Here is a 26,953-nt window from a genome sequence, read left to right as displayed (position 1 = left end):
ATATGTAACTTCGTTTTTCAAATTGAGATTCATTCATGATTGCCCCCTCCCGTTTCCTGGCCTGGCTGTTGCTGCCGCTGTTGGCTGCGTGCAGCTTTCAACTGCTGGCCGCTCCCGCCGAAGGTGCGCCACAGGCGCTGCACTTGCTCGATTACATCGGCGCGGATTACCCGGACACGGTGCAGGCGGGCAGTATCACGGACCAGGCCGGATTTCGCGCGCAGCAAGAATCGGTCAAGACGCTGGGAAGTCTGATTGCAGCCATGCCGGCCAAGCCGGAAAAAGCCGCGCTGGAGCAAAGCCTGACCGCGTTGGGAAATTCCATCGGCGCCCGTCAGGACGGTGCCGACGTCGCGCGCCAGGCCCGGCAACTGGGTGCGAAGCTGGCCGTAGCCTATGAAGTCAGCCAGGCCCCGGTCATTACGCCGAACCCGGTGCGTGGCGCGCCGCTGTACGCTCAGCATTGCTCGGTTTGCCATGGCGATACAGGGGCCGGCGACGGCCCGGCAGGTGTCGGCATGACGCCACCGCCATCCAATCTGCGTGACACCACACGACTGGATCGACTGAGCCTCTACGCGATCTACAGCACCCTGGGCCTGGGAGTCGAAGGGACTGACATGCCGACCTTTGCCGATCAACTGGATGATCGTCAGCGTTGGGACCTGGCCACCTATATCGCCAGCTTCAGTGTTGACCCGGCGACGGCCAAGGCTGAAAAGACCAACAACATCGCCGACCTGGCTCGTCAGACCCCGGCCGAAGTGCTGGCCGCCGAAGGCCCGCAAGCCGCCGCGACCTTCCGTGCCCAGCGGGCGCAACCGCCGCAGGTCAAGCGTGGCCCGGCACAATTGCTCGACTACACCGCCGCCACTCTGGACAAGAGCATCGCGGCATATCGTGCCAGTGAGCATGATCAGGCTTATGACTTATCCGTAGCGGCGTATCTGGAAGGCTTCGAGCTGGTTGAGAGCTCGCTGGATAACATTGACGCCAACGTGCGTAAAGACACTGAAAAATCCCTGATGGCCTACCGTCAGTCGTTGCAGGATGGTCTGCCGGTGGGCGAGGTCGAGCAGCGCCTGGACCTGGCCAAAGACAAGTTGAAGAGATCGGCCGGCCTGCTCGGCAACGACGGTTTGAGTTGGTCGCTGAGTTACATTTCCGGCCTGCTGATTCTGCTGCGCGAAGGTCTGGAAGCGATTCTGGTGCTGGCGGCGATCCTTGCTTTCCTGCGTAACACGGGTCAACAGGCGGCTGTGCGCAGCGTTAACGTCGGCTGGGGTCTGGCGTTTGTGGCGGGGCTGGGCACCTGGGCGCTGGCAGCCTATGTGATTGATGTCAGCGGTTCGCAGCGCGAATTGCTCGAAGGCGCGACGGCGTTGTTTGCCAGCGTCATGGTGCTGTGGCTGGGCGTGTGGATGCATGACCGTCGTCACGCGGCGGCCTGGCAGGATTACATCAAGACCAGCCTGGTGGGCGGCGGCGGGCGTTTCGGTTTTGCGACCCTGGCGTTCTTCTCGGTGTATCGCGAGCTGTTCGAAGTGATTCTGTTCTACGAAACCCTGTGGTTGCAGGCCGGTCCCGCGGGGCACAACGCGGTGCTGGCCGGTGGGGCCACGGCGCTGGTGCTGCTGGTCGGCCTGGCCTGGGTGATTTTGCGCGGTTCGGCGAAGTTGCCTCTGGCGCTGTTCTTCAGCATCAACGCCGGTCTTTTGTGCGCCTTGTCGGTGGTGTTTGCCGGGCATGGCGTGAAAGCGCTGCAGGAAGCCGGGATTTTCGGCACGCGGCCGGTGCCGTTCTTTGACTTCGAATGGCTGGGGATCCATGCCGATGCGTATTCGTTGAGCGCCCAAGCAGTGGCGATCATTGCGATTGTCGTGTTGTACGGTCGTAGCCGGGTGGTTGAGAGGCAGCGGGTGCAGGCTTCTTAAACGGCATTCGCTTCGCTCACTTTCGCGGGCAAGCCACGCTCCCACAGGTTTAACGTTAACTTGTGGGAGTGGGCTTGCCCGCGCTGTTTTTCAACAGAGGAAAATTCAATGCGTGTGTGGATCGATGCCGACGCCTGTCCGCGGGCAGCCAAGGATCTGGTGGTGAAGTTCGCCCTCAAGCGCCAGTTCGAAGTGGTACTGGTGGCCGGGCAGCCGCAGACCAAGCCGGGGCTGGCACTGGTCAAGCTGATCGTGGTGCCGAGCGGCCCGGATGCGGCCGATGACTACCTGGTGGAACACGCGGTGCCCGGTGAGCTGGTGATTTGCAGCGATGTGCCGCTGGCCGATCGTCTGGTGAAGAAGGGCGTGGCTGCGCTCGACCCACGGGGCAAGGAGTTTGATGTGCAGAACATGGGCGAGAGACTGGCGGTTCGCAACCTGTTCACTGACTTGCGTGAACAGGGGCAAATGGGTGGTGGCCCCGCACCGTTTGGCGACCGTGAGAAGCAGGCGTTCGCCAATGCGCTGGACCGGATTCTCACCCGGCTGGCCCGCAAACTGTAGGAGCGAGCTTGCTCCGGGCGGCGCTCCGACGATGGACGTCAACGATGACGAGTGCTGGCTGGATGAACGCGGCGCTCTCACGTCTTTCGCGAGCAAGCTCGCTCCTACAGTCCTGAACAGTGTCAGGCATCGTTTTCGTGGGTCAGTTCAAGCACGCGGTCCACGAGTTTGTTGATCCCCGACGCCGCTTCACTGATCGATTGCGCCAGCATGTAGGCCGGGGTGCTCACCAGTTTGCGTGCCTTGTCCTCGACGATGTCACTGACCGCGCAATCGGTGTGGGTGGCGCCCATCTTGTTCATCGCGGCAGCGGTGTCGGTATCGTTGCCGATAGTGCAAGTCACGCCAGGGCCATAGATCTTTGCCGCCAGGGCAGGGGAGATGCACATCAACCCCACCGGTTTGCCGGCCTCGGCAAAGGCTTCGGTCAGTGCCAGGACATCCGGTTGAACGGTGCAGCCGGCGCCTTCGATGGCAAAGTTGGACAGGTTCTTGGCCGAGCCGAAGCCGCCGGGCACGATCAGCGCATCGAACTCATCGACGTTAGCGTCACGGATATCCTTGATGTTGCCCCGGGCGATCCGCGCCGATTCCACCAGCACGTTGCGCGATTCGGGCATTTCTTCGCCGGTCAGGTGGTTAATCACATGCAACTGCGCGATGTTCGGCGCGAAACACTGCACCTGGGCACCGCGTTGGTCCAGGCGCAGCAGGGTGATGACGCTCTCGTGGAGCTCGGCGCCGTCGTACACGCCACAACCGGAAAGGATCACTGCAACTTTTTTGCTCATGGGCTTTTCTCCAGATTCATGGCGTTAAATGTCCACTAATTTGTCACTCGTTGCCATAGGGTTAATTCACGGCTACACATAGCATCTGTCCTCAAGATTCCGATCAGGGCGCGTCATGGACTTCATTCTGTATGCGGTGCCGTTCTTCTTTGTGCTGATCGCCGTCGAGCTGCTGGCCGACCGTTGGCGCGGGGTGAGCAATTATCGGGTGGCGGACGCGATCAACAGCATCAGCACCGGCGTGCTGTCGACCACCACGGGCCTGTTGACCAAGGGTGTGGGTCTGGCGACCTATGCCTTTGCCCTCAAGCACCTGGCGCTGTTCGAACTGTCGGCCGACAGCATCTGGACCTGGGTGTTTGCCTTTGTCTTCTACGACTTCTGCTACTACTGGCTGCACCGCATGGGCCACGAGCGCAACATTCTCTGGGCCGCCCATTCGGTGCATCACCAGAGCGAGGACTACAACCTGTCCACGGCGTTGCGCCAGACCAGTACCGGCTTCCTGTTGAGCTGGATCTTCTATCTGCCGATGGCGGTGTCCGGTGTGCCGCTGCTGGTGTTCGTCAGCGTCGCGGCGCTGAACCTGCTCTACCAGTTCTGGGTGCACACGCGGCACATTCCCAAGCTTGGCTGGCTCGAATGGTTCTTTGTCACGCCGTCCAATCATCGGGCTCACCATGCACAGAACGCTCTCTACATGGATCGCAACTACGGCGGTGTGTTCATTATCTGGGACCGCCTGTTCGGCTCGTTCCAGGAAGAAGACGACAACGAACCGGTGATCTTCGGCGTGACCACGCCGCTGGCGAGCTGGAATCCTGTGTGGGCGAACGTGCAGTTCTACGCGCAGTTGTGGGCAGATGCGCGGCGTGCCGAAAGCACCTGGGACAAGCTGCGGATCTGGTTCATGCGCACCGGCTGGCGCCCGGCGGACGTGGCGGCCAGATACCCGATGAATAAGCCGGACCTGAGTCAGTTTCGCAAATTCGAGGTGGCGCTGGACGGGCGCCAGCAGCTCTACGTGCTGTTGCAGTTCTGCGTCTATATCGCACTGGGCAGCTACTTGATGAATCTTGAACCGAAGCTGCCAGTCGCCGCCCTGGTCTTGGGCTGGGGAGTGGTGGCGTTCGGTCTGTTTGTGCTGGGCGTGGCCCTGGAGAATCGCCCGTGGGCGTTGAAGCTGGAGCTGGTGCGGCTGGCGTCGAATCTGCCATTGGTATGGCTGGCCCCGATGGTGGGGCTGTGGCCGGCCAGCGCGGTGGGCTGGGTCGGCCTGCTCAGTTACAGTCTGTTGAGCGGCATCGGTCTCTACTGTTGCAGAGATCGTATCACTCGGCTGGCGTCGTAGGGCCTTCGGCCTTGGTTCGCTCGGCCTTCAGGGCTTGTTCGTCGGCGTAGACCTGCTTGGCCAGGCGGGCATTCTTGAAGCGCCGGCGCAGCCACAGCACGAAGCCCAGGACCAGCAGTGCACCGAGCACCCAGAGTTCGTACTTCTTCACACTGCCGAGCATGCCTTCGAGCACTGCGCCGAAATGGTACGCGGCCGCCGCCAGGGCTGCGGCCCAGATCGCTGCACCAATTCCGTTGAGCAGCAGGTAACGGCCCGGCGGATAGCCTGACAGCCCGATGGCCACCGGCATCACCGTGCGCAAACCGTAAACGAAGCGGAAACTCAGTACCCAGATGTCCGGGTGCTTGCGAATGTGTTCCAGCGCCCGGTCACCCATCATCTGCCAGCGCGGTTTTCGCGCCAGCAGCTTGCGGCCGTGCTTGCGCCCCAGGAAATACCACAGCTGGTCGCCGGCATAGCTGCCGAAGAAGGCCACGACCACCACCAGGTTGATGTCCATGTATCCACGGAACGCGAGGAAGCCCGCGAGTACCAGAATGGTTTCGCCTTCGAAGAACGTGCCTAGAAAAAGGGCAAAGTAGCCGAAGTCATGCAGAAATTGTTGGAGCATTGTCTGGGTGCTGGCGAAATGAACGCGCAGCCTAACCCTTCGGACACATTCAGGAAAGTGTCCAAATGTGTCTCGACGTGAACATTTCCTACAAGGACAATGGAATGCGGCTACCTGTCGCAGCGTGCACATAACTGTAATACGTTCGTCATAATGGCCGCTTATAACTGTCACGCTCGCCCGTAAGCGCGGGCTCAGGAGTCTGCCGTGAGCTTTACCCCCGCCAATCGCTTGTTCCCCGCAACCCGCCTGCGCCGCAACCGTCGTGACGACTTCTCGCGTCGTCTGGTCCGTGAAAACGTCCTGACCGTCGATGACCTGATCCTGCCGGTATTCGTGCTGGACGGTGAAAACCGTCGCGAAGCGGTGGCCTCGATGCCGGGCGTCGAACGCCTGACCATCGACCTGTTGCTGGAAGAAGCGGCCAAGTGGGTCGAGCTGGGGATTCCGGCGCTGGCGCTGTTCCCGGTGACACCCGCGGAACTCAAGTCCCTGGACGCCGCCGAAGCGTGGAACCCCGAAGGCATCGCCCAACGTGCGACCCGTGCGCTGCGTGCACGATTCCCTGAGCTGGGCGTGATCACCGACGTTGCCCTGGACCCGTTCACCACCCACGGCCAGGACGGCATTCTTGATGAAGAAGGCTACGTGCAGAACGACATCACCGTCGACGCACTGGTCAGGCAAGCCCTGTCCCACGCCGAAGCCGGCGCTCAGGTCGTGGCACCATCGGACATGATGGACGGTCGCATCCAGGCGATCCGCGAAGCCCTCGAAGTGGCCGGTCACGTCAACGTGCGGATCATGGCGTACTCGGCCAAGTACGCCAGCGCCTACTACGGCCCGTTCCGCGATGCGGTCGGTTCGGCGCTGAACCTGGGCAAGGCCAACAAGGCCTCCTATCAGATGGACCCGGCCAACAGCAACGAAGCCCTGCACGAAGTGGCGGCGGACTTGTCAGAAGGTGCAGACATGGTCATGGTCAAGCCAGGCATGCCGTACCTGGACATCCTGTGCCGGGTAAAAGAAGAATTCAAAGTGCCGACGTTTGTTTATCAAGTCAGCGGCGAATACGCCATGCACATGGCGGCGATCCAGAATGGCTGGTTGAGCGAAGGGGTTATCCTCGAGTCCCTGACCGCTTTCAAACGTGCAGGGGCTGATGGCATCCTGACGTACTTTGCCGTTCGTGCTGCTCAATTGTTACGAGAGCAAAAATAGCCCTCCCAGGAACATTCGATGAATACCGAAGTACTCACTGAAGTTGCCGTAAAAGACGCTCAACCTGTGGTGGAGCAAGTCGACGAGACCCCGCCGGAGCTGGAACCAGCTCCGCCCGCGGCGGTCGTCGAAACCGCAGTGACAGCGCCAGCGCCAGCGCTGGCCATTCCCGGCCTGGATGACAGCAGCCTGTACATCCACCGCGAGCTCTCGCAACTGCAGTTCAACATCCGCGTGCTGGAGCAGGCGCTGGACGAGTCCTATCCATTGCTGGAGCGGCTGAAGTTTCTGTTGATCTTCTCCAGCAACCTGGACGAGTTCTTCGAGATTCGTGTCGCCGGCCTCAAGAAGCAGATCACCTTCGCCCGTGAACAGGCCGGCGCCGATGGTCTGCAACCGCATCAGGCGCTGGCGCGCATCAGCGAACTGGTCCACGGTCACGTCGATCGCCAGTACGCGATCCTCAACGACATTCTGTTGCCGGAGCTGGAAAAACATCAGGTCCGCTTCATCCGTCGCCGTAACTGGACGACCAAGCTCAAGACCTGGGTCCGCCGCTATTTCCGTGACGAGATCGCACCGATCATCACCCCGATCGGCCTCGACCCGACGCACCCGTTCCCGTTGCTGGTGAACAAGAGCCTGAACTTCATCGTCGAGCTCGAAGGCATCGACGCCTTTGGCCGCGATTCCGGTCTGGCGATCATCCCGGCGCCACGCCTGCTGCCGCGCATCATCAAGGTGCCGGAAGAAGTCGGTGGCGCTGGCGACAACTATGTATTCCTGTCGTCGATGATTCACGCTCACGCCGATGACCTGTTCCAGGGCATGAAGGTCAAGGGCTGCTACCAGTTCCGCCTGACCCGGAACGCCGACCTGGCGCTGGACTCTGAAGACGTCGAAGACCTGGCCCGCGCCTTGCGCGGCGAACTGTTCTCCCGTCGCTATGGCGATGCAGTGCGTCTGGAAGTGGCCGACACGTGCCCGAAACACCTGTCCGACTACCTGCTTAAGCAATTCAACCTGAGCGAGACGGAGTTGTATCAGGTCAACGGTCCGGTGAACCTGACGCGGCTGTTCAGCATCACCGGCCTGGACAGTCAGCGCGAGCTGCAATACCTGCCGTTCACCCCGCAGATTCCGAAACTGCTGCAGAACAGCGAGAACATTTTCAGCGTGATCAGCAAGCAGGACATCCTGCTGCTGCACCCGTTCGAGTCGTTCACCCCGGTGGTCGACCTGCTGCGCCAGGCCGCCAAGGACCCGCACGTGCTGGCGGTGCGCCAGACCTTGTACCGTTCCGGCGCCAACTCGGAAATCGTCGATGCGCTGGTGGATGCGGCGCGTAACGGCAAGGAAGTGACTGCGGTGATCGAACTGCGTGCGCGGTTCGACGAAGAGTCCAACCTGCAACTGGCCAGCCGTCTGCAAGCGGCCGGTGCGGTGGTGATCTACGGTGTGGTCGGCTTCAAGACCCACGCCAAGATGATGCTGATTTTGCGTCGCGAGGCCGGTGAAATCGTGCGTTACGCACACCTCGGTACGGGTAACTACCACGCCGGCAACGCCCGCCTGTACACCGACTACAGCCTGCTGACCTCCGACGACGCCTTGTGCGAAGACGTCGGCAAACTGTTCAGCCAGTTGATCGGCATGGGTAAAACGCTGCGCATGAAGAAGCTGCTGCATGCGCCGTTCACCCTGAAAAAGGGCATGCTCGACATGATTGCCCGCGAAACCCAGTTCGCCCTCGACGGCAAACCGGCGCACATCATCGCCAAGTTCAACTCGCTGACCGATCCGAAGATCATCCGCGCGTTGTACAAGGCCAGCCAGTCTGGCGTGCGCATCGATCTGGTGGTGCGTGGCATGTGCTGCCTGCGGCCGGGCATTGCCGGGGTTTCCCACAACATCCATGTGCGTTCGATCATTGGCCGCTTCCTGGAACACACCCGGGTCTTCTACTTCCTCAACGGTGGCGACGAGCAGATGTTCCTCTCCAGTGCCGACTGGATGGAACGCAACCTCGACAAGCGCGTCGAGACTTGCTTCCCGGTGGAAGGCAAGAAGCTGATCATGCGGGTCAAGAAAGAGCTGGAGTTGTATCTGACCGATAACACCCACAGCTGGAGCCTGCAGTCGGACGGTCGTTACATCCGTAACACGCCGACCGGCAACCAGAACCCACGCAGCGCCCAGGCGACATTGCTGGAGCGTTTGGGTAGTCCGATACTGGCTGTTCGTTGACACGGATCAGGCAGAAAAAAGGGCGATCCAAATGGATCGCCCTTTTTCATGCACTGCCCACTGTAGGAGCGAGCTTGCTCCGGGCGGCGATCCGACGATGGACGTGAACGATTATGCGTACTACCTGGATAAACGCGTTGCCCTCAGGTTTTTCGCGAGCAAGCTCGCTCCTACAGGGGCTCTAGCGAGCGCTCAACACGATGTCGACCCGGGTCAGCCATTGCGCTTCAATTTCGAAGTCGGCCTGGGTCAGCTGGTTTTCGTTCAGCCAGTTTTCCGGGAACACCACTTCCAGGCTGTTGCCATGGGCGTTCAGCTCCACTTGGGGCATTTGCTGGGTGCCACGGATGTGGTGGAACAGGATCGCAAAGCGCAGCAGCGCGCACAGGCGAATCAGCTTGATGCCGTCGTCGCCGAAATCGGCGAACCTGTCCTTGGGAATGTTGCGGCGGTGACCGCGTACCAGCAGCGCGAGCATCAACTGGTCTTCGCGGGAGAACCCGGCGAGGTCCGAATGCTCGATCAGGTAGGCACCGTGCTTGTGGTACTGGTAGTGAGCGATGTCCAGACCCACTTCATGGACCTTGGCCGCCCAGCCGAGCAGTTCGCGCCAGACGCCGTCTTCCAGATCCCAATCCTCCGCCACCTGGTCGAACGCATGCAGCGCCTTGCGCTCGACCCGTACCGCCTGTTCCTGATCGACGTGGTAGCGCTCCATCAGCGAAGTGAGGGTGCGCTCGCGTACGTCTTCGTGATGATGGCGGCCCAGCAGGTCATAGAGCACGCCTTCGCGCAGGGCGCCTTCGCAGTGATCCATGCGTTGCAGTTCGAGGGCGTCGAAGATCGCTTCGAGGATCGCCAGGCCGGCCGGGAAAATCGCCCGGCGATCCGGTTTGATGCCTTCGAAATCGATTTTTTCGACGTCGCCCATCTTGATCAGTTTGCGCTTGAGCCAGGCCAGGCCTTCGGCGTTGACCTCGCCGGTACCATGGCCGCCAGCCTTCAGCGCCAGACCGATGGCGCGGATGGTGCCCGAGGAACCGATGGCTTCATCCCAGGTCAGGCGGTGCAGGGCGTGTTCGATGCTCATGATCTCCAGCCGTGCCGCGGTGTACGCCTGGGCGTAACGGGCCGGGGTGATCTTGCCGTCCTTGAAATAGCGCTGGGTGTAGCTGACGCAACCCATCTGCAGGCTTTCGCGCAGCAGCGGTTCGAAGCGCTGGCCAATGATGAATTCGGTACTGCCGCCGCCGATGTCGGCCACCAGGCGCTTGCCCGGGGTGTCGGCGAGGGTGTGGGACACGCCGAGGTAGATCAGGCGCGCTTCTTCACGGCCGGAAATGACTTCCACCGGGTGGCCGAGAATTTCTTCGGCGCGACGGATGAATTCGGCGCGGTTGCGGGCTTCACGCAAGGCGTTGGTGCCGACGATGCGAACGGCGCCGGTGGGCATACCGCTGATCAGTTGGGCGAAGCGCTTGAGGCAGTCGAGCCCGCGCTGCATCGATTCTTCGTTGAGATGACGATCTTCGTCGATGCCAGCGGCCAGCTGAACCTTCTCCCCGAGGCGCTCGAGAATACGGATCTCGTCGTTCTGGGACTTGGCCACGACCATGTGAAAGCTGTTGGAGCCCAGGTCGATTGCGGCGATCAGGGACAGATTCTTGGCTTGGGATTGCGGCATGGTCAGGGGTCTCGGTCGATAACCTCGACATCGTGCCACGATCAAAGGCTGCCGCCAACGCGTAGGAGCTGCCGAAGGCTGCGATCTTTTACCACGGGGCTCTAGTGGTGCGGCCACTGGCCTCTTCGCGGGCAAGCCCGCTCCCACAGGTTTTTGCAGCGAATACGCAATCGTATTTCAACAGAAGACCCTGTGGGAGCGGCGGTGCGGCGGTCCGACTTGCCCGCGAAGGCGGCGTCATTAGCACCGATGATCTTCAGCCCGTCGCCTCTACCGTCCCGATGAAATTCGCCAGCTCCGCCGTCTGCGGGTTGGCGAACAGTACTTTCGGATCCCCAACCTCATGCACCTTGCCCTGGTGCATGAACACCAACTTATCCCCAACCTCCCGGGCGAAGCGCATTTCGTGGGTGACCATGATCAGCGTCATGCCTTCCCTAGCCAGTTGCCGGACCACGCTCAGCACTTCATTGACCAGTTCCGGGTCCAGCGCCGAGGTGATTTCGTCACAAAGCAAAACTTTCGGCGACATTGCCAGTGCCCGGGCAATCGCCACCCGCTGTTGCTGCCCGCCGGACAAGCGATCCGGGAAAGCATCGAATTTCTCCCCTAGCCCGACCCGCTCCAGCATCTGCCGCGCCAGTTCGGCGGCCTTGGCTTTCGGTACTTTCTGCACCACTTGCGGCGCGAGCATGACGTTCTCGCCGACGGTCAGGTGCGGGAACAGGTTGAACTGTTGGAACACCATGCCGACTTTCTGCCGCAGGCTGCGCAGATCGGCGCGGGCGGCGTCGAGGTACTCGCCGTCGACTTCGATCACGCCGTCGTTGATCGACTCCAGGCCGTTGAGTGTGCGCAGCAAGGTGGACTTGCCCGAGCCACTACGGCCGATGATTGCCACCACCTGGCCTTCCTCGATGCTCAGGTCGATGCCTTTGAGCACATGGTGATCGCCGTAGTATTTATGCAGGGCGGAAATTCTAAGCAGAGGCATGCAGTCTCCTTTCCAGGTATCGCGCACTGAGCGACAAGGGGTAGCAGAGCAGGAAGTAGCCGAGGGCGACGAGGCCGTAGACCATGAAAGGTTCGAAGGTGGCGTTGGCGAGCATGCCGCCGGTCTTGGTCAGCTCGGTGAAGCCGATGATCGAGGTGACGGCGGTGCCTTTGACCACTTGCACCGAGAAGCCCACGGTCGGCGCCACGGCGATGCGCAACGCCTGGGGCAGGATCACATGGCGCAATTGTTCCAGCGGGTTCAGCGCCAGGCTCGATGAGGCCTCCCACTGACCGTTGGGAATCGAATCGACGCAACCGCGCCAGATCTCCGCCAGATAGGCACTGGTGAACAACGTCAGTGCAATCGCCGCCGCCATCCACGGCGAAATCTCTATCCCGGCCAATGCCACGCCGAAAAACACCAGGAACAGCTGCATCAATAGCGGTGTGCCCTGGAACAGTTCGATGTAAGTGCGGGCGAAACTGCGCGGCAGGGATTTGTCCGAGATGCGCATGACCATGATCAGCAAGCCAATCAGTCCGCCGCCAACGAACGCCACCAGCGACAGCGCCAAGGTCCATTGCAGGCCCGTGAGCAGGTTGCGCACGATGTCCCAGAAGGTGAAGTCGCTCATCGGCTGCTCCTTGCAATGAACCGGTGGCCGATCCAGTTCAGCAACTGGCGGATCAGCAGCGCCATGCACAGGTACAGCAGCGTGGTTAGGGCGTAGGTTTCAAAAGCGCGGAAGTTGCGCGATTGAATGAAGTTGGCGGCGAAGCTCAGCTCTTCGGTGGCGATTTGCGAGCAGACTGCCGAACCGAGCATGACGATGATGATCTGGCTGCTCAGGGCCGGCCAGACTTTGCCCAATGCTGGCAGCAGCACCACATGGCGGAATGCTTCGAAACGCGTCATCGCCAGTGCCGCCGCGGCTTCCAGCTGACCCCGGGGGATCGCCTGGATGCCTGCGCGGATGATCTCGGTGGAATAGGCGCCGAGGTTGATCACCATCGCCAGCACCGCCGCCTGCCATTCGGAAATCTGCACGCCCAGGGACGGCAAGCCGAAGAAGATGAAAAACAACTGCACCAGAAATGGCGTGTTGCGGATCAACTCGACGTAGACCGCGAAAATCCCCGCGAAAGGCCGGATGTTCCACGCCCGCACCAGCGCCCCGACGATGCCCAGCCCCACGCCGAGCACAGCGCCGATGACGGTCAGCTCAAGGGTGAACAACGCACCGCGCAGCAACAGATCGGTGTTGTTCACCACCGGCAGGAAATCGAACTGATAAGCCATAAAACGTCTCCAGCGCGCCGAATCAGAGATCGGCCGGCAACGGTTCTTTCAGCCAGGTCAGGGCGTTCTTTTCCAGCGCGCCGTCAGTCTTGGCGGTCACGAGGATCTGGTTGACCTTGTCCAGCAGCGCCGGCTCGTTCTTGTTGACGCCGACGTAGACCGGCGAATCCTTGAGCTTCACTTTCAGCGCCGGCACGCGTTTCGGGCTCTTCTCGCTGATCGCGACCATCACCACGTTGCCGCTGGCGATCAGGTCGACCTGCCCGGCCAGGTACGCGGCGATGGTCGAGTTGTTGTCTTCGAAACGCTTGATGGTCACTCCTTCGGGAGCGACCTTGGTCAGCTCGATGTCTTCGATGGCACCACGGGTGACGCTGATGGTCTTGCCCTTGAGATCGTCCAGACCTTTGATGTCGGCGTCTGGTGGACCGAATACGGCGAGGTAGAACGGCGCGTAGGCACGGGAGAAGTCGATGACTTTTTCGCGTTCCGGGTTCTTGCCGAGGCTGGAGATCACCAGGTCGACCTTGCCGGTGGTGAGGAACGGGATGCGGTTGGTGCTGTTGACCGGGGTCAGTTCGAGTTTGACCTTGAGCTGGTCGGCCAGCAGTTTCGCGGTGTCGATATCGAGGCCGCGGGGTTTCATGTCCGGGCCGACCGAACCGAAGGGCGGGAAGTCCTGGGGCACGGCCACCTTGAGGACGCCGCGCTTGACCACATCCTCCAGACCGTCGGCGTGGGCGGGTGCCTGGCTCAGCATCAGGCTGGCGAACAAGGCTGCGAGGAGGGCGCTGTAACGCTGGGTCATGGCAAATCTCCGAATCGGCAAGAAGTGATTTCTGCGGATCGACAGAGCATGGGCCATGCCAACATAGGGTTTTGGGGGCGCCAGAGCGCGGTTTTGCTGGCGGCGCACGGTCTTACTGGTCTGAACAGTCAAGTTGTGTTTCGCACCCCGATGGCGCAGCCGTGAAAATCACCGAACCCCCATGGGGCACGACTTGCCGGGCGTCGCGAATAGCTTTACAACTGAGCGCACATTGGCCTGGTTCGTCTGGAAAACCATGAACTCGATCTCCCGCGCCGTACCTGAAGTGGCGCTGCAAGCTATCCGTAAACTGATTACCGAACAAGGCTTCGGGCCGGGGGATGCCTTGCCCTCGCAACGGGACCTGGCGGTGCAATTGGGGGTCAGTCGGGCATCGTTGCGCGAGGCGTTGTCATCGCTGAGTGCGCTGGGCGTCATCAGCATCCAGCCGGGCAAAGGCGTGTTCGTGCAATCGCCGGTGGAGTTGTCGCGAGGCGATGCAGCGCCGGGCTGGCCGTTCGCGGCACAGGCTTCGCCGCTGGATATCTTTCAGCTGCGCTATGCGCTGGAAGGTTTTGCGGCGGGGTTGGCGGCCGTAACCTTGAGTACCGACGAACTCGATGTGCTGGAAGACAATGTCGCCGCCATGCGCAACGAACTGAAGTCCGGCGACTTCGAAGCCGCGGCCCGCCTGGATTTCGAATTCCACCGCCGCATCCTGCTGGCCAGCGGCAATCAGGCGATGCTGAGCATCCTGACCGCCAGCGCCGACATCTTCCTGGAGAGCCAGAAACTACCGTTCATCCGGGTCGAGCGGGCCATGGAAACCTGGCAGGAGCACCGCAAAATTCTTCGTGCGCTGGCTCGCCGAGCGTCTGGCGCCGCGCAAAAGGCCATGCAAGAGCACGTGCGCAATGCCGCGTTGCGTACCGGAATCGCGTTCATCGCTCCCGTCACTTCATGACCTGAGCTATACCCAAACTCATGAATCACCATAGCGAGACTCAATCATCTGCACCTTCCTGAACGAGGGAAGGACCGCTATGATGGGCCACGTTTTTTTGCTTACAACCTGGAGAATTCCATGAGCAGCGATCTTATCAAACACGTTAGCGACGCTAGCTTCGAGGCCGACGTACTCAAGGCCGAAGGCGCTGTACTGGTCGACTACTGGGCTGAATGGTGCGGCCCTTGCAAAATGATCGCTCCGGTTCTGGACGAAATTGCCGAGACTTACAAAGGCAAGCTGACCGTTGCCAAGCTGAACATCGACGAAAACCAGGAAACCCCGGCCAAGCATGGCGTGCGCGGTATCCCGACCCTGATGCTGTTCAAGAACGGCAACGTTGAAGCGACCAAGGTCGGCGCACTGTCGAAGTCGCAACTGGCTGCCTTCCTCGACGCCAACATCTAAGCGTCGCTGCGAAGTATCCTGAAAAAGCCCCGCAAATAGCGGGGCTTTTTGCGTATTCAGGGCTAGACGCTCCTAAACTCAGGTGGTACATTCGGCCCCGCACTGGTTTCTCCATTGCCCCCTGCTAGCCGTCGCCGACGCACTCCTTTTCGAATAAGTACGCGATCCTGTCGCCTTCTCTGCGGCGCGGCCTCATTAAGCCAAAAGCTTAATTTCCCCCCTCCATAAATGATTACGTCATTCCTATATGAATCTGACTGAACTCAAGCAAAAGCCGATTACCGAACTGCTCGAATTGGCCGAACAGATGGGCATAGAAAATATGGCCCGTTCGCGCAAGCAGGACGTGATTTTCTCCCTGCTCAAGAAGCACGCGAAAAGCGGTGAGGAAATCTCCGGTGATGGCGTGCTGGAGATTCTCCAGGACGGCTTCGGCTTCCTGCGCTCCGCTGACGCTTCCTATCTCGCCGGCCCAGACGATATCTACGTCTCGCCGAGCCAGATCCGTCGTTTCAACTTGCGCACCGGTGACACCATCGTTGGCAAGATCCGCCCTCCAAAGGAAGGCGAGCGTTATTTCGCGCTGCTCAAGGTCGACACGATCAACTACGACCGTCCGGAAAACGCGAAAAACAAGATTCTCTTCGAGAACCTGACCCCGCTGTTCCCGACCGTGCGCATGAAAATGGAAGCCGGTAACGGTTCCACCGAAGACTTGACCGGTCGTGTCATCGACCTGTGCGCCCCGATCGGTAAAGGCCAGCGCGGTCTGATCGTTGCACCGCCGAAAGCCGGCAAGACGATCATGCTGCAGAACATTGCCGCGAACATTGCGCGTAACAACCCTGAAGTTCACCTGATCGTGCTGCTGATCGACGAACGCCCGGAAGAAGTAACCGAAATGCAGCGCACCGTGCGCGGCGAAGTGGTTGCCTCGACGTTCGATGAGCCGCCAACCCGCCACGTGCAGGTTGCTGAAATGGTGATCGAGAAGGCCAAGCGCCTGGTCGAGCATAAGAAAGACGTGGTGATCCTGCTCGACTCGATCACCCGTTTGGCACGTGCCTACAACACCGTGATCCCGAGCTCCGGCAAGGTACTGACCGGTGGTGTCGATGCCCACGCCCTGGAGAAACCGAAGCGTTTCTTCGGCGCCGCGCGGAACATCGAAGAAGGCGGCTCGCTGACCATCATCGCCACCGCGCTGGTAGAAACCGGCTCGAAGATGGACGAAGTGATCTACGAGGAATTCAAAGGCACCGGCAACATGGAACTGCCGCTGGATCGTCGTATCGCTGAAAAGCGCGTCTTCCCGGCCATCAACATCAACCGTTCCGGTACCCGCCGCGAAGAGTTGCTGACTGCCGACGACGAGCTGCAGCGCATGTGGATTCTGCGCAAGCTGCTGCATCCTATGGATGAAGTCGCTGCCATCGAGTTCCTGGTCGACAAGCTGAAAACGACCAAGACCAACGATGAGTTCTTCCTGTCGATGAAACGCAAGTAAGTCGAACAGGCACAAAGAGCCGGGGAAACCCGGCTTTTTGTTATCTGATTTTTGCTCAGGCGGCAGTTCATGGTTCTGAACCGAAGGGTTCGGCGCTAAACTGCCTGCCCCGAACGCCACGGCCAACACGAGGCTCACGCATGCAGTATCGCGACTTGCGCGACTTTATCAGCGGTCTGGAACAGCGCGGCGAACTCAAGCGCATCCAGGTTCCGGTGTCCCCAGTACTCGAAATGACCGAGGTCTGCGACCGTACCTTGCGCGCCAAGGGCCCGGCCCTGCTTTTCGAAAAGCCCACCGGCTATGACATCCCCGTGCTCGGCAACCTGTTCGGTACCCCCGAGCGGGTGGCGCTGGGCATGGGCGCCGAGGCGGTCAGCGAACTGCGCGAAATCGGCAAGCTGCTGGCGTTCCTCAAGGAACCCGAGCCGCCGAAAGGCCTGAAGGACGCCTGGTCCAAGCTGCCGATCTTCCGCAAGATCATCTCGATGGCGCCCAAGGTGGTCAAAGATGCGATCTGCCAGGAAGTGGTCGTTGAAGGTGACGATGTCGACCTTTCGACGCTGCCGGTACAGACCTGCTGGCCGGGCGATGTCGCTCCGCTGATCACCTGGGGCCTGACCGTCACCAAAGGGCCGAACAAGGACCGACAGAACCTCGGTATCTACCGTCAGCAAGTGATTGGTCGCAACAAGGTCATCATGCGTTGGCTCAGCCACCGTGGCGGCGCGCTGGATTATCGCGAGTGGTGCGAAAAGCACCCGGGCCAGCCGTTCCCGGTGGCCGTGGCGCTGGGCGCTGACCCGGCGACCATTCTCGGCGCTGTGACGCCGGTGCCCGATAGCCTCTCCGAGTACGCCTTCGCCGGCCTGTTGCGTGGCAACCGTACCGAACTGGTGAAGTGCCGTGGCAACGATCTGCAAGTGCCGGCCACCGCCGAAATCATCCTCGAAGGCGTGATCCATCCGGGCGAAATGGCCGATGAAGGCCCGTACGGCGACCACACCGGTTACTACAACGAAGTCGACAGTTTCCCGGTGTTCACCGTCGAGCGCATCACCCACCGGATCAAGCCGATCTACCACAGCACCTACACCGGCCGTCCGCCGGATGAGCCGGCGATTCTCGGCGTGGCGTTGAACGAAGTGTTCGTGCCGATCCTGCAGAAGCAGTTCCCGGAGATCACCGATTTCTACCTGCCGCCCGAAGGTTGCTCGTACCGCATGGCCATCGTGACCATGAAAAAGTCGTACCCGGGCCACGCCAAGCGGGTAATGCTGGGTGTCTGGTCGTTTTTGCGACAGTTCATGTACACCAAGTTCGTTATCGTCACCGACGACGATATCAACGCCCGGGACTGGAACGACGTGATCTGGGCCATCACCACGCGCATGGACCCCAAGCGCGACACGGTGATGATTGACAATACGCCGATCGACTACCTCGACTTCGCTTCGCCGGTGTCCGGCTTGGGGTCGAAAATGGGCCTCGATGCCACACATAAATGGCCGGGCGAAACTACCCGCGAGTGGGGCCGGGTCATCGTCAAGGACGATGCCGTGACCCAGCGGATCGATGCCATCTGGAATCAGTTAGGAATAGATTGATGCGTGTAACCTTGCAGCCCTCCGGAGCAGTGCTTGAGATATTGCCCGGCGAGCGGATTCTCGATGGCGCACGACGTCTGGGCTACGAATGCCCGCAAAGCTGCCGCAACGGCAATTGCCACGTGTGCGCGGCGCTGCTGGTGGAAGGCCGGGTCGAGCAGGCCGGCAATGTGCGTGATCATGGCGAGTTCTACACTTGCATAGCGGAGCCGCTGGAAGACTGCATCGTGCTGTGGGATGGCGTGCTCGCGTTGGGAGAACTGCCGGTGCGCAGCGTGTCGTGTCAGGTCATTGAGTGCAAGGACGTGGGCGGCGACACCTGGCGCGTGCGTCTGCGGGCTCCGGCTGGCAAACCGCCGCGCTATCACGCCGGCCAGTACCTGATGATCGAACGCGAGAACGGCGAAAAGTCCGCATTCTCCCTCGCCTCGGCACCACATGCTGGGCGCGACCTGGAAATCCACATACTGGCGCGCGAATCCAGTGCGCTGAGCCTGATCGAACAGCTCCAGCGCAACAGCATGGTGCGGGTCGAGTTGCCGTTTGGCGATACCCACCTGGAGGAGTTGCCGGACGGTCCCCTCGTACTGATCGCCGCTGGCACCGGCATGGGCCAGGTCCACGGCCTGATCGAACATTGCCGGGCCTCGGGTTTCAAGCATCCGGTGCATCTGTATTGGGGTGTGCGTCGTCCAGAAGATTTTTACCAGGTCGAGCATTGGGACGAATGGCTGAAGCTGCCAAACCTGTTCCTGCACAAGGTCGTCAGTGATCAATGCGGTTGGGAAGGGCGTTGCGGCATGTTGCATGAAGCGGTCTGTGAAGACTTCCCTGACCTCAAGCCGCTGCATGTGTACGCCAGTGGCTCTCCAGCTATGGTCTACGGCACGCTGGATGCGCTGGTGGAAGCGGGGATGGACGCTCACCAGATGCGTGCCGATGTGTTTGCCTACGCACCGCGCTCTTGAGCCTGGATCCTGATGCTGCTCCCCCTGTAGGAGCGAGCTTGCTCGCGATGGAGGTCAACGATAACGCTTGCAGTCTGGACGAGCGCGTTGACCTTGAGTACATCGCGAGCGAGCTCGCTCCTACAGGTTTATAACTCTATATATAGCTTATCGGTATTTATAAACTTCTATAAATATCGGTAGGTTATATTTCACATAGACATTTATTTAAAAACTGTGCCATGGCATTCAAATTGCCTTAAAACTTATGTGCCTTATTGTTACAGCTGTGCGTTCTATTAAGTAATTCTTCACCCGCGGGGAGCTGAACGCTATTCGCCATGAGCGCCATTGAATCTGCTTTTTTGAATCTGGCTTACCCTCCGCGGCTCGATCTGGGGCCGCAGCTCACTCACGAACAATTGCTCAGCTCGATGCAAACGACCATGGCGCGCCACAAGGGCGGGCCGGTATGGCTGTTTGCGTATGGTTCGCTGATCTGGCGCCCTGAATGCACGGCGGTTGAGCGGGTTCGCGGCCGAGTGCATGGCTACCATCGCGGGTTGTACCTGTGGTCCCACGAACATCGCGGCACACCGGAAATGCCCGGCCTGGTGTTTGGCCTGGATCGCGGTGGTTCTTGCAGCGGTTTCGCCTATCGCTTGCCTGAAGAGCAACTCGAAGCCTCGCTGTATGCGCTTTGGCAGCGCGAGATGCCTTTCCCTTCCTACCGGCCGCACTGGCTCAACTGCCGTCTCGAAGATGGCAGCCAGGTTCAGGCATTGGGATTCGTTCTGGAACGACACCTGCCCAGCTATGCCGGCAACTTGCCGGACCATGTATTGAGCCATGTGTTCGAAAACGCCTGCGGGCGCTACGGCACCACTCGCGATTATGTCGAGCAGACCGCGCACGCCCTGCGCAGCCACGCCATGCCAGACCGGAATCTGGAGGCGCGGCTCAAGCGTTGTAAATCAAAGACCGATCAAGCGAGTGCTTCGCGGCCCTGACTGGCGATTTGTTTGTGCCGTAGCGTCGGGGCCAGGAAGGCCATCGCCAGCAGGCAGGCGCCGACCAACAGCACGAAACCGCCGTCCCAGCCAAAATGGTCCACGGTGTAGCCCATCGCTGCACTGGCCGCGACCGAACCGCCCAAGTAACCGAACAGGCCGGTAAAGCCCGCCGCCGTACCGGCAGCTTTCTTCGGTGCCAGTTCCAGCGCCTGCAAGCCGATCAGCATCACCGGGCCGTAGATCAGGAAGCCAATGGAAAGCAGCGCGATCATGTCGACCATCGGATTGCCGGCCGGGTTGAGCCAGTAAACCAGCGTCGCGACCGTCACCAATGCCATGAACACCATGCCGGTCAGGCCACGGTTGCCACGGAAGATCTTGTCCGACATCCAGCCGCACAGCAGCGTGCCCGGAATACCTGCCCACTCGTAGAAGAAGTACGCCCACGAGGTTTTATCCACAGTGAAACCCTTGGCTTCCTTGAGGTAGGTCGGTGCCCAGTCCAGCACGCCGTAGCGCAGCAGATAGACAAAGACGTTGGCCAGGGCGATGTACCAGAGCATTTTGTTGCGCAGCACGTATTTGACGAAGATTTCCTTGGCGCTGAATTCCTCTTCGTGGCTGGCGTCGTAGCCTTCCGGGTAGTCGTTCTTGTACTGCTCGATCGGCGGCAGGCCAACCGATTGCGGGGTGTCGCGCATGGTCACAAAGGCAAACACCGCTACCGCCAGTGCCACTGCTGCCGGCACGTAGAATGCGGCGTGCCAGTCATTGAACAGGCCCATGCCGATCAGGAACAACGGACCGATCAGGCCGCCGCCGACGTTGTGCGCCACGTTCCACACGGACACCACGCCACCACGTTCCTTCTGCGACCACCAGTGCACCATGGTCCGACCACTCGGTGGCCAACCCATGCCCTGCGCCCAGCCGTTGATGAACAGCAGAATGAACATCATGGTCACGCTGGACGTCGCCCAAGGCGCGAAACCGAAAATGAACATCACCCCAGCCGACACCAGCAGGCCGAACGGCAGGAAGAAGCGCGGGTTGGAGCGGTCGGACACCAGGCCCATGAGGAACTTCGACAAACCGTAGGCAATCGCGATGGCGGACATCGCCAGACCCAGCTGACCACGGGAGTAGCCCTCATCGATCAGGTATGGCATGGCCAGGGAGAAGTTCTTGCGCAGCAGGTAGTAACCGGCATAGCCAATGAAGATGCCGGCGAAAATCTGCCAGCGCAGGCGTCGGTAGGTGCTGTCTATTTTTTCTTCAGGCAATGGAGCCTGATGTGCGGCAGGACGAAAGAAAGCAAACATTCAAGAGCTCCATATTTCTTGTTTTGGCTGCGGATACGAATGTTACAGTTTCGTTACCGAAAATAGCACCGGTTCTCATTGGTAAAACAGCGGAAATGTTGGATATCGCGCGTTCCTTTATGAACATGTCGCTCAGATGTAAGTGAGGGGCGTTGGAGGAAGCGTTACCTGTTTAGTTAGCAGGCGTTTGATGTACCTGAAATAAGACAGGTCTTTAGGAAGGGTCTTTCGTTTAAAGCAGAAGTCATGGCGTTATGTCGAATGATCCGGCGCTTTAACCTTTGTGCTGTTGCCAAGTCTGGCGTTGCAAGCGAAGGGAGAGGGAGATGCGGTGGTGGGTATGCGTGCTTTTGTTGGTGGCGTCCATGGATGTCAGGGCCGGGGAGGTGTTCCTGATACCCGAGAATAATCCGAAGCCGGTTTATCCGGTGGCGCTGCATCGGGCGGGTGTCACCGGCATGGTGCGTGTCAGCATGACTGTGAAGGCCGATGGATCAGTCAGTAATGCCGTGATTGCGCAAAGTGCACATCCAGAACTCGAAGAGGCGTCATTGGCCGCGGTCAACCAATGGCGATTCAAGCCGTGGACAATCACCGAGGATCAGCCTGCGCAAATCATTGTGGTCGCCCCCTTGGAATACAGGCTGGACAGAGAACATCCCTTCCACGTCAACAAGGAGTTGGAGCGGCTGAAATGCAGTGCTATCGCACGGGCATCGTTGAACATCGCCACTTCCTCGTGGGTGGACCTGCCGGTTTTCAGCTGGACCCGCAGTTACCTGACCCACTCGCTTTCACCGACGCAATTGCCGGAAGAGAAACGTCTGGCTCTGATTGCCAAGCTCAATGCCAGCGTCCGTTCGATTGTGCAGCGGTGTAACGCACATCCGTCGAGTCGGTATGTGCGCTTTTTGCCGGAGGAAATTCGGATGTTGCTTTGACGGCAAAAAAAGCGCGGCTGCATGATGGCCGTGCTTTTATTTCAGATAGAGATTCAGCGAACCTGCACCACCACTTTCCCGACCGCTTTACGCTGGCCAAGATCATTGATGGCTTGGGCTGAATTGCTCAGCGGATAAACCTGCGACACCAGGGGCTTCAATTTGCCCTCGGCAAACCAGCCAAACAACTGCTGGAAGTTCGCTGCGTTGTCTTGCGGCTGGCGTTGGGCAAACGAGCCCCAGAACACGCCGAGCACTGCCGCGCCCTTGAGCAGGGCCAGGTTGACCGGCAATTCGGGAATGCGTCCGCTGGCGAAACCGACCACCAGCAGGCGGCCGTTCCAGGCGATGGCGCGGATGGCCTGGTCGAACAGGTCGCCGCCGACCGGGTCGTAGATCACGTCGGCGCCCTGGCCGTCGGTCAGGCGCTTGATTTCGTCCTTCAGGCTGGCTTCGCTGTAGTTGATCAGCTCGTCGGCGCCGGCGGCCTTGGCCACGGCGAGTTTTTCCGCGCTGCTGGCCGCGGCAATCACACGGGCGCCCATGGCTTTGCCGATTTCCACCGCCGCCAGGCCGACACCGCCGGAGGCACCAAGCACCAGCAGGGTTTCGCCCGGTTGCAGGTTGCCGCGCTGCTTGAGGGCGTGCATCGAGGTGCCGTAGGTCATGCTGAAGGCGGCGGCGGTGTTGAAGTCCATCGATGGCGGGATCGGCAGAACGTTGTAGCCCGGCACGGCGACCTGCTCGGCAAAGCTGCCCCAGCCGGTCAGGGCCATGACCCGGTCACCGACTTTCAAGTGGCTGACTTTTTCACCCACGGCGCTGACCACGCCGGCCGCTTCACCACCCGGCGAAAACGGGAAGGGCGGCTTGAACTGGTACTTGCCCTCGATGATCAACGTGTCGGGGAAATTCACCCCGGCGGCGTGCACGTCCAGCAGGATTTCATTCTTCTTCGCGACAGGACTGGCGACGTCTTCCAGCACCAGCGATTCGGCAGGGCCGAAGGCTTTGCACAGCACGGCTTTCATCAGGGCTATTCCTTTGGGAGTGATGGCCGATAAGTGTAGGTGTGTGGGTCGATGGGTCAACGAGCATGCCCGCCCCTGATAGCCAGCCATAAGCTAGTGCTTGCGTGACGGGTCGTTATGCCAGGCCGCAAACCGGATAAGGAGCGAAATTTGAAAGCGTGGATCATGTTGATGCTGGCCCTGTCTCTGCCTGTGGCAGCGGTGGCCGAAGAAGCCAAAGAAGATGCAGCTCCGAAGGTCAGTTACATCACCCTGAGCCCGCCGTTCGTGGGTAACTACGGGCTGGACGGCACGCCGAAACTCAAGGTCTACAAGGCCGACGTGGCGTTGCGGGTGACCGGTGACGAAGCTGCCAAAGCGGTGAAGGCCAATGAGCCGTTGATCCGCAATCAATTGGTCGCGCTGTTCGCCCAGCAGACTACCGAGACGATGAACAATGTCGAGGCCAAGGAAAAGCTGCGTCAGGAAGCCCTGAAGCAGACCCAGCAGGTGATGAACGACGAAACCGGCAAACCGGTGGTTGAGGATCTGTTGTTCAACAACCTGATCATTCAGTAAGAACTCTGCTGTCCGGGCCGGCCTCTTCGCGGGCAAGCCCGCGAAGAGGCCGGTACAGGCAACAAATGACTCAAGGCTTTAAAGCAATCACCGCCGCCCACTGCTCCGGGGTTACGGGCATCACCGACAGTCGCGAGCCTTTCTGCACCAGCGGCAACTCGGCCAGTGTCGTCTGTTGCTTTAGATAATCCAGTTTCAGCACCCGGACAAACGTCTCGACATGCGCGACATCGATCGCACTCCAGGCGTTTTTGTCCGGGGTGGCCTTCGGGTCAAAATAATGGCTCTGCGGCTCCAGCGCCGTCGGGTCCGGATACGCGGCTTCGACAATCTTGCCGATTCCGGCGATGCCCGGCTCAGGGCAGCTGGAATGATAGAAAAAGAACTCATCACCCACTGCCATGGCCCGCAGAAAATTGCGTGCCTGATAGTTGCGAACCCCATCCCAGCGCGCTTTTCCGAGCTTTTCCAGCCCTTTGATCGAGAGTTCGTCGGGCTCGGATTTCATCAGCCAATAGGCCATGTTTTTTGCTCCTTGCGTGGTGATTGAGCAGCTTGTCGGCGATTTTATGACAAACCGACAGTCGGTTGACGTCAGCATTTGCGCAGCGGTTCATGTTGTCGCAAAATGCCGGCCTTTAAAGCTTGACGCTGCTGCACGGCCTACAAACGGAAACCGCTGCTGTCATCGTGTTGATGTGCCTTTGGGGGGCAATCGATGAAACGCAAACCGGATTTACTATGGATTTTGGTCATTTTGTTTGGCCTTGGCGTCGTGACCACTGGCTATGCCCAAAGCCTGTGGGCCAACAAGACCGATGCACCGGCCGAACTCGCCCAATTACAGCAACAGTCGACAGCCTTCAAGCGCTGATCCTGTTGCCTCGGCGCCGCTGATCGAAGTGGCGCCTAGCCTGCGTAGTACCAGGCCTTGTCTGTCACCGTTCCTTGCAGCGGCACATCCCAGCTCGCCTGAGCCAATCGCGCCACCTTCTGACATTCATGGGCCAGTCCCAACAACGTCGGCTTGCGCCAGTCATTTCGTCGCGCCAGGTAGGCCAGGCTCCGGTCGTAGAAGCCACCGCCCATCCCCAGGCGTCCGCCGACATCGTCAAAACCCACCAATGGCAATAGCACCAGATCCAGCGCCCAGATCTTGCGCTGCCGGGCGAGGTTGGCCCGTGGTTCGAGAATGCGGAAGCGGTTGGGTTTGAGTTTTTCCCCGGGACGGATGCGCTGGAACACCATTTTGGTTCGCGGCCAGGCGCTCAGTACCGGTAGATAGGTGGCTTTGCCCCGGCGTTGCGCGGCGCGCAGCAACAGGCGCGGATCGATTTCGCCGTCGGTCGGCAGATAGAGCGAGATGTGTCTGGCGCGGCGGAACAGCGGTTGCTGGGCCAATTGCTTGTACAACCCGCGAGCGGCCTGGCGCTGCTGACTGGGTGTCAGTGCGCGGCGGGCCTTGCGCAGCATACGTCGAAGTTGCGGGCGGGGGAGCAGCGCAGGTTCGGTCATGTATTCGGGCTTCAGCAATGCGGATACGTGAAGCGTACCCGTAAAAACGCCAATGCCGGTATCAAAACCGGCATTGGACTGAAATCAGGCTCCCCGAATGTGCCGCTGTCGACTTAGCCCTTGAACCCGAAAGTTCAAGGTGGAAGATGCAGTAGGCTTTAAGGCTTTCCGTCTAGCGGACATGCACACCAGCCCAACGTGCAACCTCCAGGGTATAGCAAATCGGCTCAGGGACATCGCCAACTGGCAAGCACCCCAGGGAGTGAGGGGATTATACCGCAAGTGGTGGCGCGAATCAGCCTTTGGTGACGTCCGGATCGGTGGCGAGCGCCAGATCGACGCGATCAAGCAGGTCACGCACCTGTTCGCGGGTCGAGCCGCTGGCCTGGATATCCGGGCGTTCTCCCTTGTGCAACAGGTCGTGGGTGATGTTCAGCGCGGCCATCACGGCGATACGGTCGGCACCGATGACTTTGCCGCTGCTGCGGATCTCGCGCATCTTGCCGTCCAGATAACGGGCGGCGCTGACCAGGTTACTGCGCTCTTCCTGAGGGCAGATGATCGAATACTCTTTGTCGAGGATCTGCACGGTGACGCTATTGCTTGAACTCATGAGTCTTGCTCCAGGGCCTTGAGGCGCGAAATCATCGATTCGACCTTACGCCGGGCGATTTCGTTTTTTTCAATGAGGTGTGCGCGTTCCTCGCGCCAGGTCTTTTCCTGAGCTAGTAAGAGTGCGTTTTGACTCTTAAGTTGCTCGACTCGGGTAATCAGCAGCTCGAGTCTGGCCATCAGCGCTTGCAGGTCGGTGTCTTCCATTGTCTTCACTGTCTGATGGGTGTTGGACTGTAGGAGCGAGTTTGCTCCGGGCGGCGCTCCGACGATGAACCTGAGAACGCCGCGGGGTGTCAGGTACCCAGCGTTATCGTTGACGACCATCGCGAGCAAGCTCGCTCCTACAGGGGTAGTCGATGTAGGATACAAGGCCTTCATTCTAGACATAGCGCCGTCTGGCGCCTAGCTGCCCATGACCATTCAGAATTCCCCGTACCAAGGCTTCGCCACCCTGCTGACTTCCAGCGGTCACAACTGCTCGCCTGCTGAGCTGCACGGCCTGTTGCTCGGCCGCAGCTGCGCCGGCGCCGGTTTCGACGCCGAAGGCTGGCTGATCGATGCCGCCGAATTGCTCGAAAGCGAGCCGCAGGACAACGTTCGCAACGCCCTGATCGGCCTGCAAGCGATGGTAAAAGGCGAGCTCACCGGCGACGACGTGACCGTCGTTCTGCTGTTGCCGACCGACGACGCCCCGCTCACCGAGCGTGCCGTCGCACTGGGCCAGTGGTGCCAGGGTTTCCTCAGCGGTTTCGGCCTGAACTGCCGTGACAGCAGCACCCTGAGCACCGAGGCCACCGAGGTGCTGCAGGATCTGGCGGCCATTTCCCAGGTGCAAGACGCCCTGGAAGAGTCCGAAGACGGCGAAACCGACTATATGGAAGTCATGGAGTACCTGCGCGTCGCACCGCTGCTGCTGTTCTCCGAGACCAAAAAAGACGTGCCGGCTGCCGCCAAACCGTCTTTGCATTAATCGT

At 60.2% G+C, this 26,953-nt stretch carries 28 protein-coding genes and 1 other RNA gene; 15 read left to right on the top strand and 14 right to left on the bottom strand.

Annotated features, from left to right (window positions below; genetic code table 11):
- Positions 1 to 35 precede the first annotated feature (35 nt).
- A complete protein-coding gene (locus AC3ITY_RS31610) occupies positions 36 to 1,934 on the top strand; it encodes an FTR1 family protein (protein WP_489306782.1) in 1,899 nt (632 codons plus the stop codon).
- Between the two features lie 108 nt (positions 1,935 to 2,042).
- Positions 2,043 to 2,498: a YaiI/YqxD family protein gene (locus AC3ITY_RS31605; protein WP_489306780.1), complete on the top strand. Its 456-nt coding sequence runs from the start codon at positions 2,043 to 2,045 to the stop codon at positions 2,496 to 2,498.
- Positions 2,499 to 2,620: 122 nt separating this feature from the next.
- Here the strand turns inward: AC3ITY_RS31605 and elbB are convergent, their stop codons facing one another.
- Positions 2,621 to 3,289 carry an isoprenoid biosynthesis glyoxalase ElbB gene (elbB, locus tag AC3ITY_RS31600; RefSeq protein ID WP_103395889.1) on the bottom strand — a complete coding sequence of 223 codons (669 nt, stop codon included), beginning with the start codon at positions 3,287 to 3,289 and terminating at the stop codon, positions 2,621 to 2,623.
- Positions 3,290 to 3,404: 115 nt separating this feature from the next.
- On the opposite strand from elbB, the gene AC3ITY_RS31595 reads away from it, so the two are divergent.
- Positions 3,405 to 4,640 (top strand): sterol desaturase family protein, encoded by a 1,236-nt coding sequence (locus AC3ITY_RS31595; RefSeq protein ID WP_489306778.1) that lies wholly within the window; start codon positions 3,405 to 3,407, stop codon positions 4,638 to 4,640.
- Here AC3ITY_RS31595 and AC3ITY_RS31590 read toward each other — a convergent pair.
- On the bottom strand, positions 4,621 to 5,253 hold the full coding sequence (locus AC3ITY_RS31590) for a DedA family protein (protein WP_489306776.1): 633 nt from the start codon (positions 5,251 to 5,253) through the stop codon (positions 4,621 to 4,623). The genes AC3ITY_RS31595 and AC3ITY_RS31590 overlap by 20 nt on opposite strands.
- Before the next feature lie 207 nt (positions 5,254 to 5,460).
- On the opposite strand from AC3ITY_RS31590, the gene hemB reads away from it, so the two are divergent.
- Both hemB and ppk1 read left to right on the top strand, forming a co-directional pair.
- Entirely contained in the window at positions 5,461 to 6,474 is a 1,014-nt protein-coding gene (hemB, locus tag AC3ITY_RS31585) for a porphobilinogen synthase (protein ID WP_046039035.1), read from the top strand.
- A gap of 18 nt (positions 6,475 to 6,492) precedes the next feature.
- On the top strand, positions 6,493 to 8,721 hold the full coding sequence (ppk1, locus tag AC3ITY_RS31580; protein ID WP_008048668.1) for a polyphosphate kinase 1: 2,229 nt from the start codon (positions 6,493 to 6,495) through the stop codon (positions 8,719 to 8,721).
- Positions 8,722 to 8,902: 181 nt separating this feature from the next.
- Here the strand turns inward: ppk1 and ppx are convergent, their stop codons facing one another.
- The 5 genes from ppx to AC3ITY_RS31555 all read right to left on the bottom strand — a co-directional run bounded on the left by ppx (position 8,903) and on the right by AC3ITY_RS31555 (position 13,509).
- Positions 8,903 to 10,405, bottom strand: a complete 1,503-nt coding sequence (gene ppx, locus AC3ITY_RS31575; RefSeq protein ID WP_489306773.1) for an exopolyphosphatase — start codon at positions 10,403 to 10,405, stop codon at positions 8,903 to 8,905.
- A gap of 256 nt (positions 10,406 to 10,661) precedes the next feature.
- Positions 10,662 to 11,399, bottom strand: a complete 738-nt coding sequence (locus AC3ITY_RS31570; protein ID WP_489306772.1) for an amino acid ABC transporter ATP-binding protein — start codon at positions 11,397 to 11,399, stop codon at positions 10,662 to 10,664.
- Positions 11,386 to 12,036, bottom strand: coding sequence for an amino acid ABC transporter permease (locus tag AC3ITY_RS31565; RefSeq protein ID WP_007998944.1), 651 nt, complete (start codon positions 12,034 to 12,036; stop codon positions 11,386 to 11,388). Before AC3ITY_RS31565 ends, AC3ITY_RS31570 begins: the two co-directional genes overlap by 14 nt.
- A complete protein-coding gene (locus tag AC3ITY_RS31560; protein WP_223455432.1) occupies positions 12,033 to 12,701 on the bottom strand; it encodes an amino acid ABC transporter permease in 669 nt (222 codons plus the stop codon). The genes AC3ITY_RS31565 and AC3ITY_RS31560 overlap by 4 nt, the downstream gene beginning before the upstream one ends.
- 22 nt (positions 12,702 to 12,723) lie before the next feature.
- Positions 12,724 to 13,509 (bottom strand): transporter substrate-binding domain-containing protein, encoded by a 786-nt coding sequence (locus tag AC3ITY_RS31555; RefSeq protein WP_046039044.1) that lies wholly within the window; start codon positions 13,507 to 13,509, stop codon positions 12,724 to 12,726.
- A 256-nt stretch (positions 13,510 to 13,765) separates the two neighbouring features.
- Between AC3ITY_RS31555 and AC3ITY_RS31550 the strand changes: the two genes are divergently transcribed.
- From AC3ITY_RS31550 to AC3ITY_RS31525, 6 genes are all read left to right on the top strand, one after another.
- Positions 13,766 to 14,473 carry a FadR/GntR family transcriptional regulator gene (locus AC3ITY_RS31550; protein ID WP_223455436.1) on the top strand — a complete coding sequence of 236 codons (708 nt, stop codon included), beginning with the start codon at positions 13,766 to 13,768 and terminating at the stop codon, positions 14,471 to 14,473.
- 120 nt (positions 14,474 to 14,593) lie between these two features.
- The gene (gene trxA, locus AC3ITY_RS31545; protein ID WP_003206727.1) at positions 14,594 to 14,923 is read left to right on the top strand and encodes a thioredoxin TrxA; all 330 of its coding nucleotides are present in this window, start codon (positions 14,594 to 14,596) and stop codon (positions 14,921 to 14,923) included.
- Between the two features lie 247 nt (positions 14,924 to 15,170).
- On the top strand, positions 15,171 to 16,430 hold the full coding sequence (gene rho, locus AC3ITY_RS31540) for a transcription termination factor Rho (RefSeq protein ID WP_046039047.1): 1,260 nt from the start codon (positions 15,171 to 15,173) through the stop codon (positions 16,428 to 16,430).
- 140 nt (positions 16,431 to 16,570) lie between these two features.
- The gene (gene ubiD, locus AC3ITY_RS31535) at positions 16,571 to 18,037 is read left to right on the top strand and encodes a 4-hydroxy-3-polyprenylbenzoate decarboxylase (protein WP_223455437.1); all 1,467 of its coding nucleotides are present in this window, start codon (positions 16,571 to 16,573) and stop codon (positions 18,035 to 18,037) included.
- The gene (locus AC3ITY_RS31530; protein ID WP_489306770.1) at positions 18,037 to 19,005 is read left to right on the top strand and encodes a CDP-6-deoxy-delta-3,4-glucoseen reductase; all 969 of its coding nucleotides are present in this window, start codon (positions 18,037 to 18,039) and stop codon (positions 19,003 to 19,005) included. Before ubiD ends, AC3ITY_RS31530 begins: the two co-directional genes overlap by 1 nt.
- A gap of 320 nt (positions 19,006 to 19,325) precedes the next feature.
- The gene (locus AC3ITY_RS31525) at positions 19,326 to 19,994 is read left to right on the top strand and encodes a gamma-glutamylcyclotransferase (RefSeq protein WP_489306768.1); all 669 of its coding nucleotides are present in this window, start codon (positions 19,326 to 19,328) and stop codon (positions 19,992 to 19,994) included.
- Here AC3ITY_RS31525 and glpT read toward each other — a convergent pair.
- Positions 19,970 to 21,319, bottom strand: a complete 1,350-nt coding sequence (gene glpT / locus AC3ITY_RS31520) for a glycerol-3-phosphate transporter (protein ID WP_008048696.1) — start codon at positions 21,317 to 21,319, stop codon at positions 19,970 to 19,972. The two genes, AC3ITY_RS31525 and glpT, sit on opposite strands and share 25 nt — an antisense overlap.
- Before the next feature lie 365 nt (positions 21,320 to 21,684).
- On the opposite strand from glpT, the gene AC3ITY_RS31515 reads away from it, so the two are divergent.
- On the top strand, positions 21,685 to 22,260 hold the full coding sequence (locus tag AC3ITY_RS31515; RefSeq protein ID WP_489306766.1) for an energy transducer TonB: 576 nt from the start codon (positions 21,685 to 21,687) through the stop codon (positions 22,258 to 22,260).
- A 53-nt stretch (positions 22,261 to 22,313) separates the two neighbouring features.
- Here AC3ITY_RS31515 and AC3ITY_RS31510 read toward each other — a convergent pair whose 3' ends face one another.
- Positions 22,314 to 23,291: an NADPH:quinone oxidoreductase family protein gene (locus tag AC3ITY_RS31510; protein WP_489306765.1), complete on the bottom strand. Its 978-nt coding sequence runs from the start codon at positions 23,289 to 23,291 to the stop codon at positions 22,314 to 22,316.
- Positions 23,292 to 23,441: 150 nt separating this feature from the next.
- Here AC3ITY_RS31510 and AC3ITY_RS31505 point away from each other — a divergent pair, with 150 nt between their 5' ends.
- The gene (locus AC3ITY_RS31505) at positions 23,442 to 23,849 is read left to right on the top strand and encodes a flagellar basal body-associated protein FliL (RefSeq protein WP_032829534.1); all 408 of its coding nucleotides are present in this window, start codon (positions 23,442 to 23,444) and stop codon (positions 23,847 to 23,849) included.
- A gap of 70 nt (positions 23,850 to 23,919) precedes the next feature.
- Here the strand turns inward: AC3ITY_RS31505 and AC3ITY_RS31500 are convergent, their stop codons facing one another.
- Positions 23,920 to 24,372: an EVE domain-containing protein gene (locus tag AC3ITY_RS31500; RefSeq protein WP_223532364.1), complete on the bottom strand. Its 453-nt coding sequence runs from the start codon at positions 24,370 to 24,372 to the stop codon at positions 23,920 to 23,922.
- A 195-nt stretch (positions 24,373 to 24,567) separates the two neighbouring features.
- On the opposite strand from AC3ITY_RS31500, the gene AC3ITY_RS31495 reads away from it, so the two are divergent.
- Positions 24,568 to 24,723 (top strand): hypothetical protein, encoded by a 156-nt coding sequence (locus AC3ITY_RS31495; RefSeq protein ID WP_489306763.1) that lies wholly within the window; start codon positions 24,568 to 24,570, stop codon positions 24,721 to 24,723.
- Positions 24,724 to 24,758: 35 nt separating this feature from the next.
- Here AC3ITY_RS31495 and AC3ITY_RS31490 read toward each other — a convergent pair whose 3' ends face one another.
- From AC3ITY_RS31490 to AC3ITY_RS31475, 4 genes are all read right to left on the bottom strand, one after another.
- Complete coding sequence (locus AC3ITY_RS31490) at positions 24,759 to 25,364, bottom strand: 5-formyltetrahydrofolate cyclo-ligase (RefSeq protein WP_008048703.1); 606 nt, start codon at positions 25,362 to 25,364, stop codon at positions 24,759 to 24,761.
- An 86-nt stretch (positions 25,365 to 25,450) separates the two neighbouring features.
- Positions 25,451 to 25,629: non-coding RNA, 6S RNA (gene ssrS, locus AC3ITY_RS31485), on the bottom strand.
- 30 nt (positions 25,630 to 25,659) lie between these two features.
- Positions 25,660 to 25,977 carry a cell division protein ZapA gene (locus AC3ITY_RS31480; RefSeq protein WP_489306761.1) on the bottom strand — a complete coding sequence of 106 codons (318 nt, stop codon included), beginning with the start codon at positions 25,975 to 25,977 and terminating at the stop codon, positions 25,660 to 25,662.
- On the bottom strand, positions 25,974 to 26,183 hold the full coding sequence (locus AC3ITY_RS31475) for a TIGR02449 family protein (RefSeq protein ID WP_007940359.1): 210 nt from the start codon (positions 26,181 to 26,183) through the stop codon (positions 25,974 to 25,976). Before AC3ITY_RS31475 ends, AC3ITY_RS31480 begins: the two co-directional genes overlap by 4 nt.
- A 208-nt stretch (positions 26,184 to 26,391) precedes the next feature.
- Here AC3ITY_RS31475 and AC3ITY_RS31470 point away from each other — a divergent pair, with 208 nt between their 5' ends.
- Positions 26,392 to 26,949, top strand: coding sequence for a YecA/YgfB family protein (locus tag AC3ITY_RS31470; protein ID WP_489306760.1), 558 nt, complete (start codon positions 26,392 to 26,394; stop codon positions 26,947 to 26,949).
- Positions 26,950 to 26,953 lie beyond the last annotated feature (4 nt).

The sequence above is a fragment of the Pseudomonas sp. GL_091 genome (assembly GCF_057837725.1).
The sequence above is the reverse complement of the archived record's forward strand: the minus strand, read 5'-3'. Positions and strand labels throughout refer to the sequence as shown.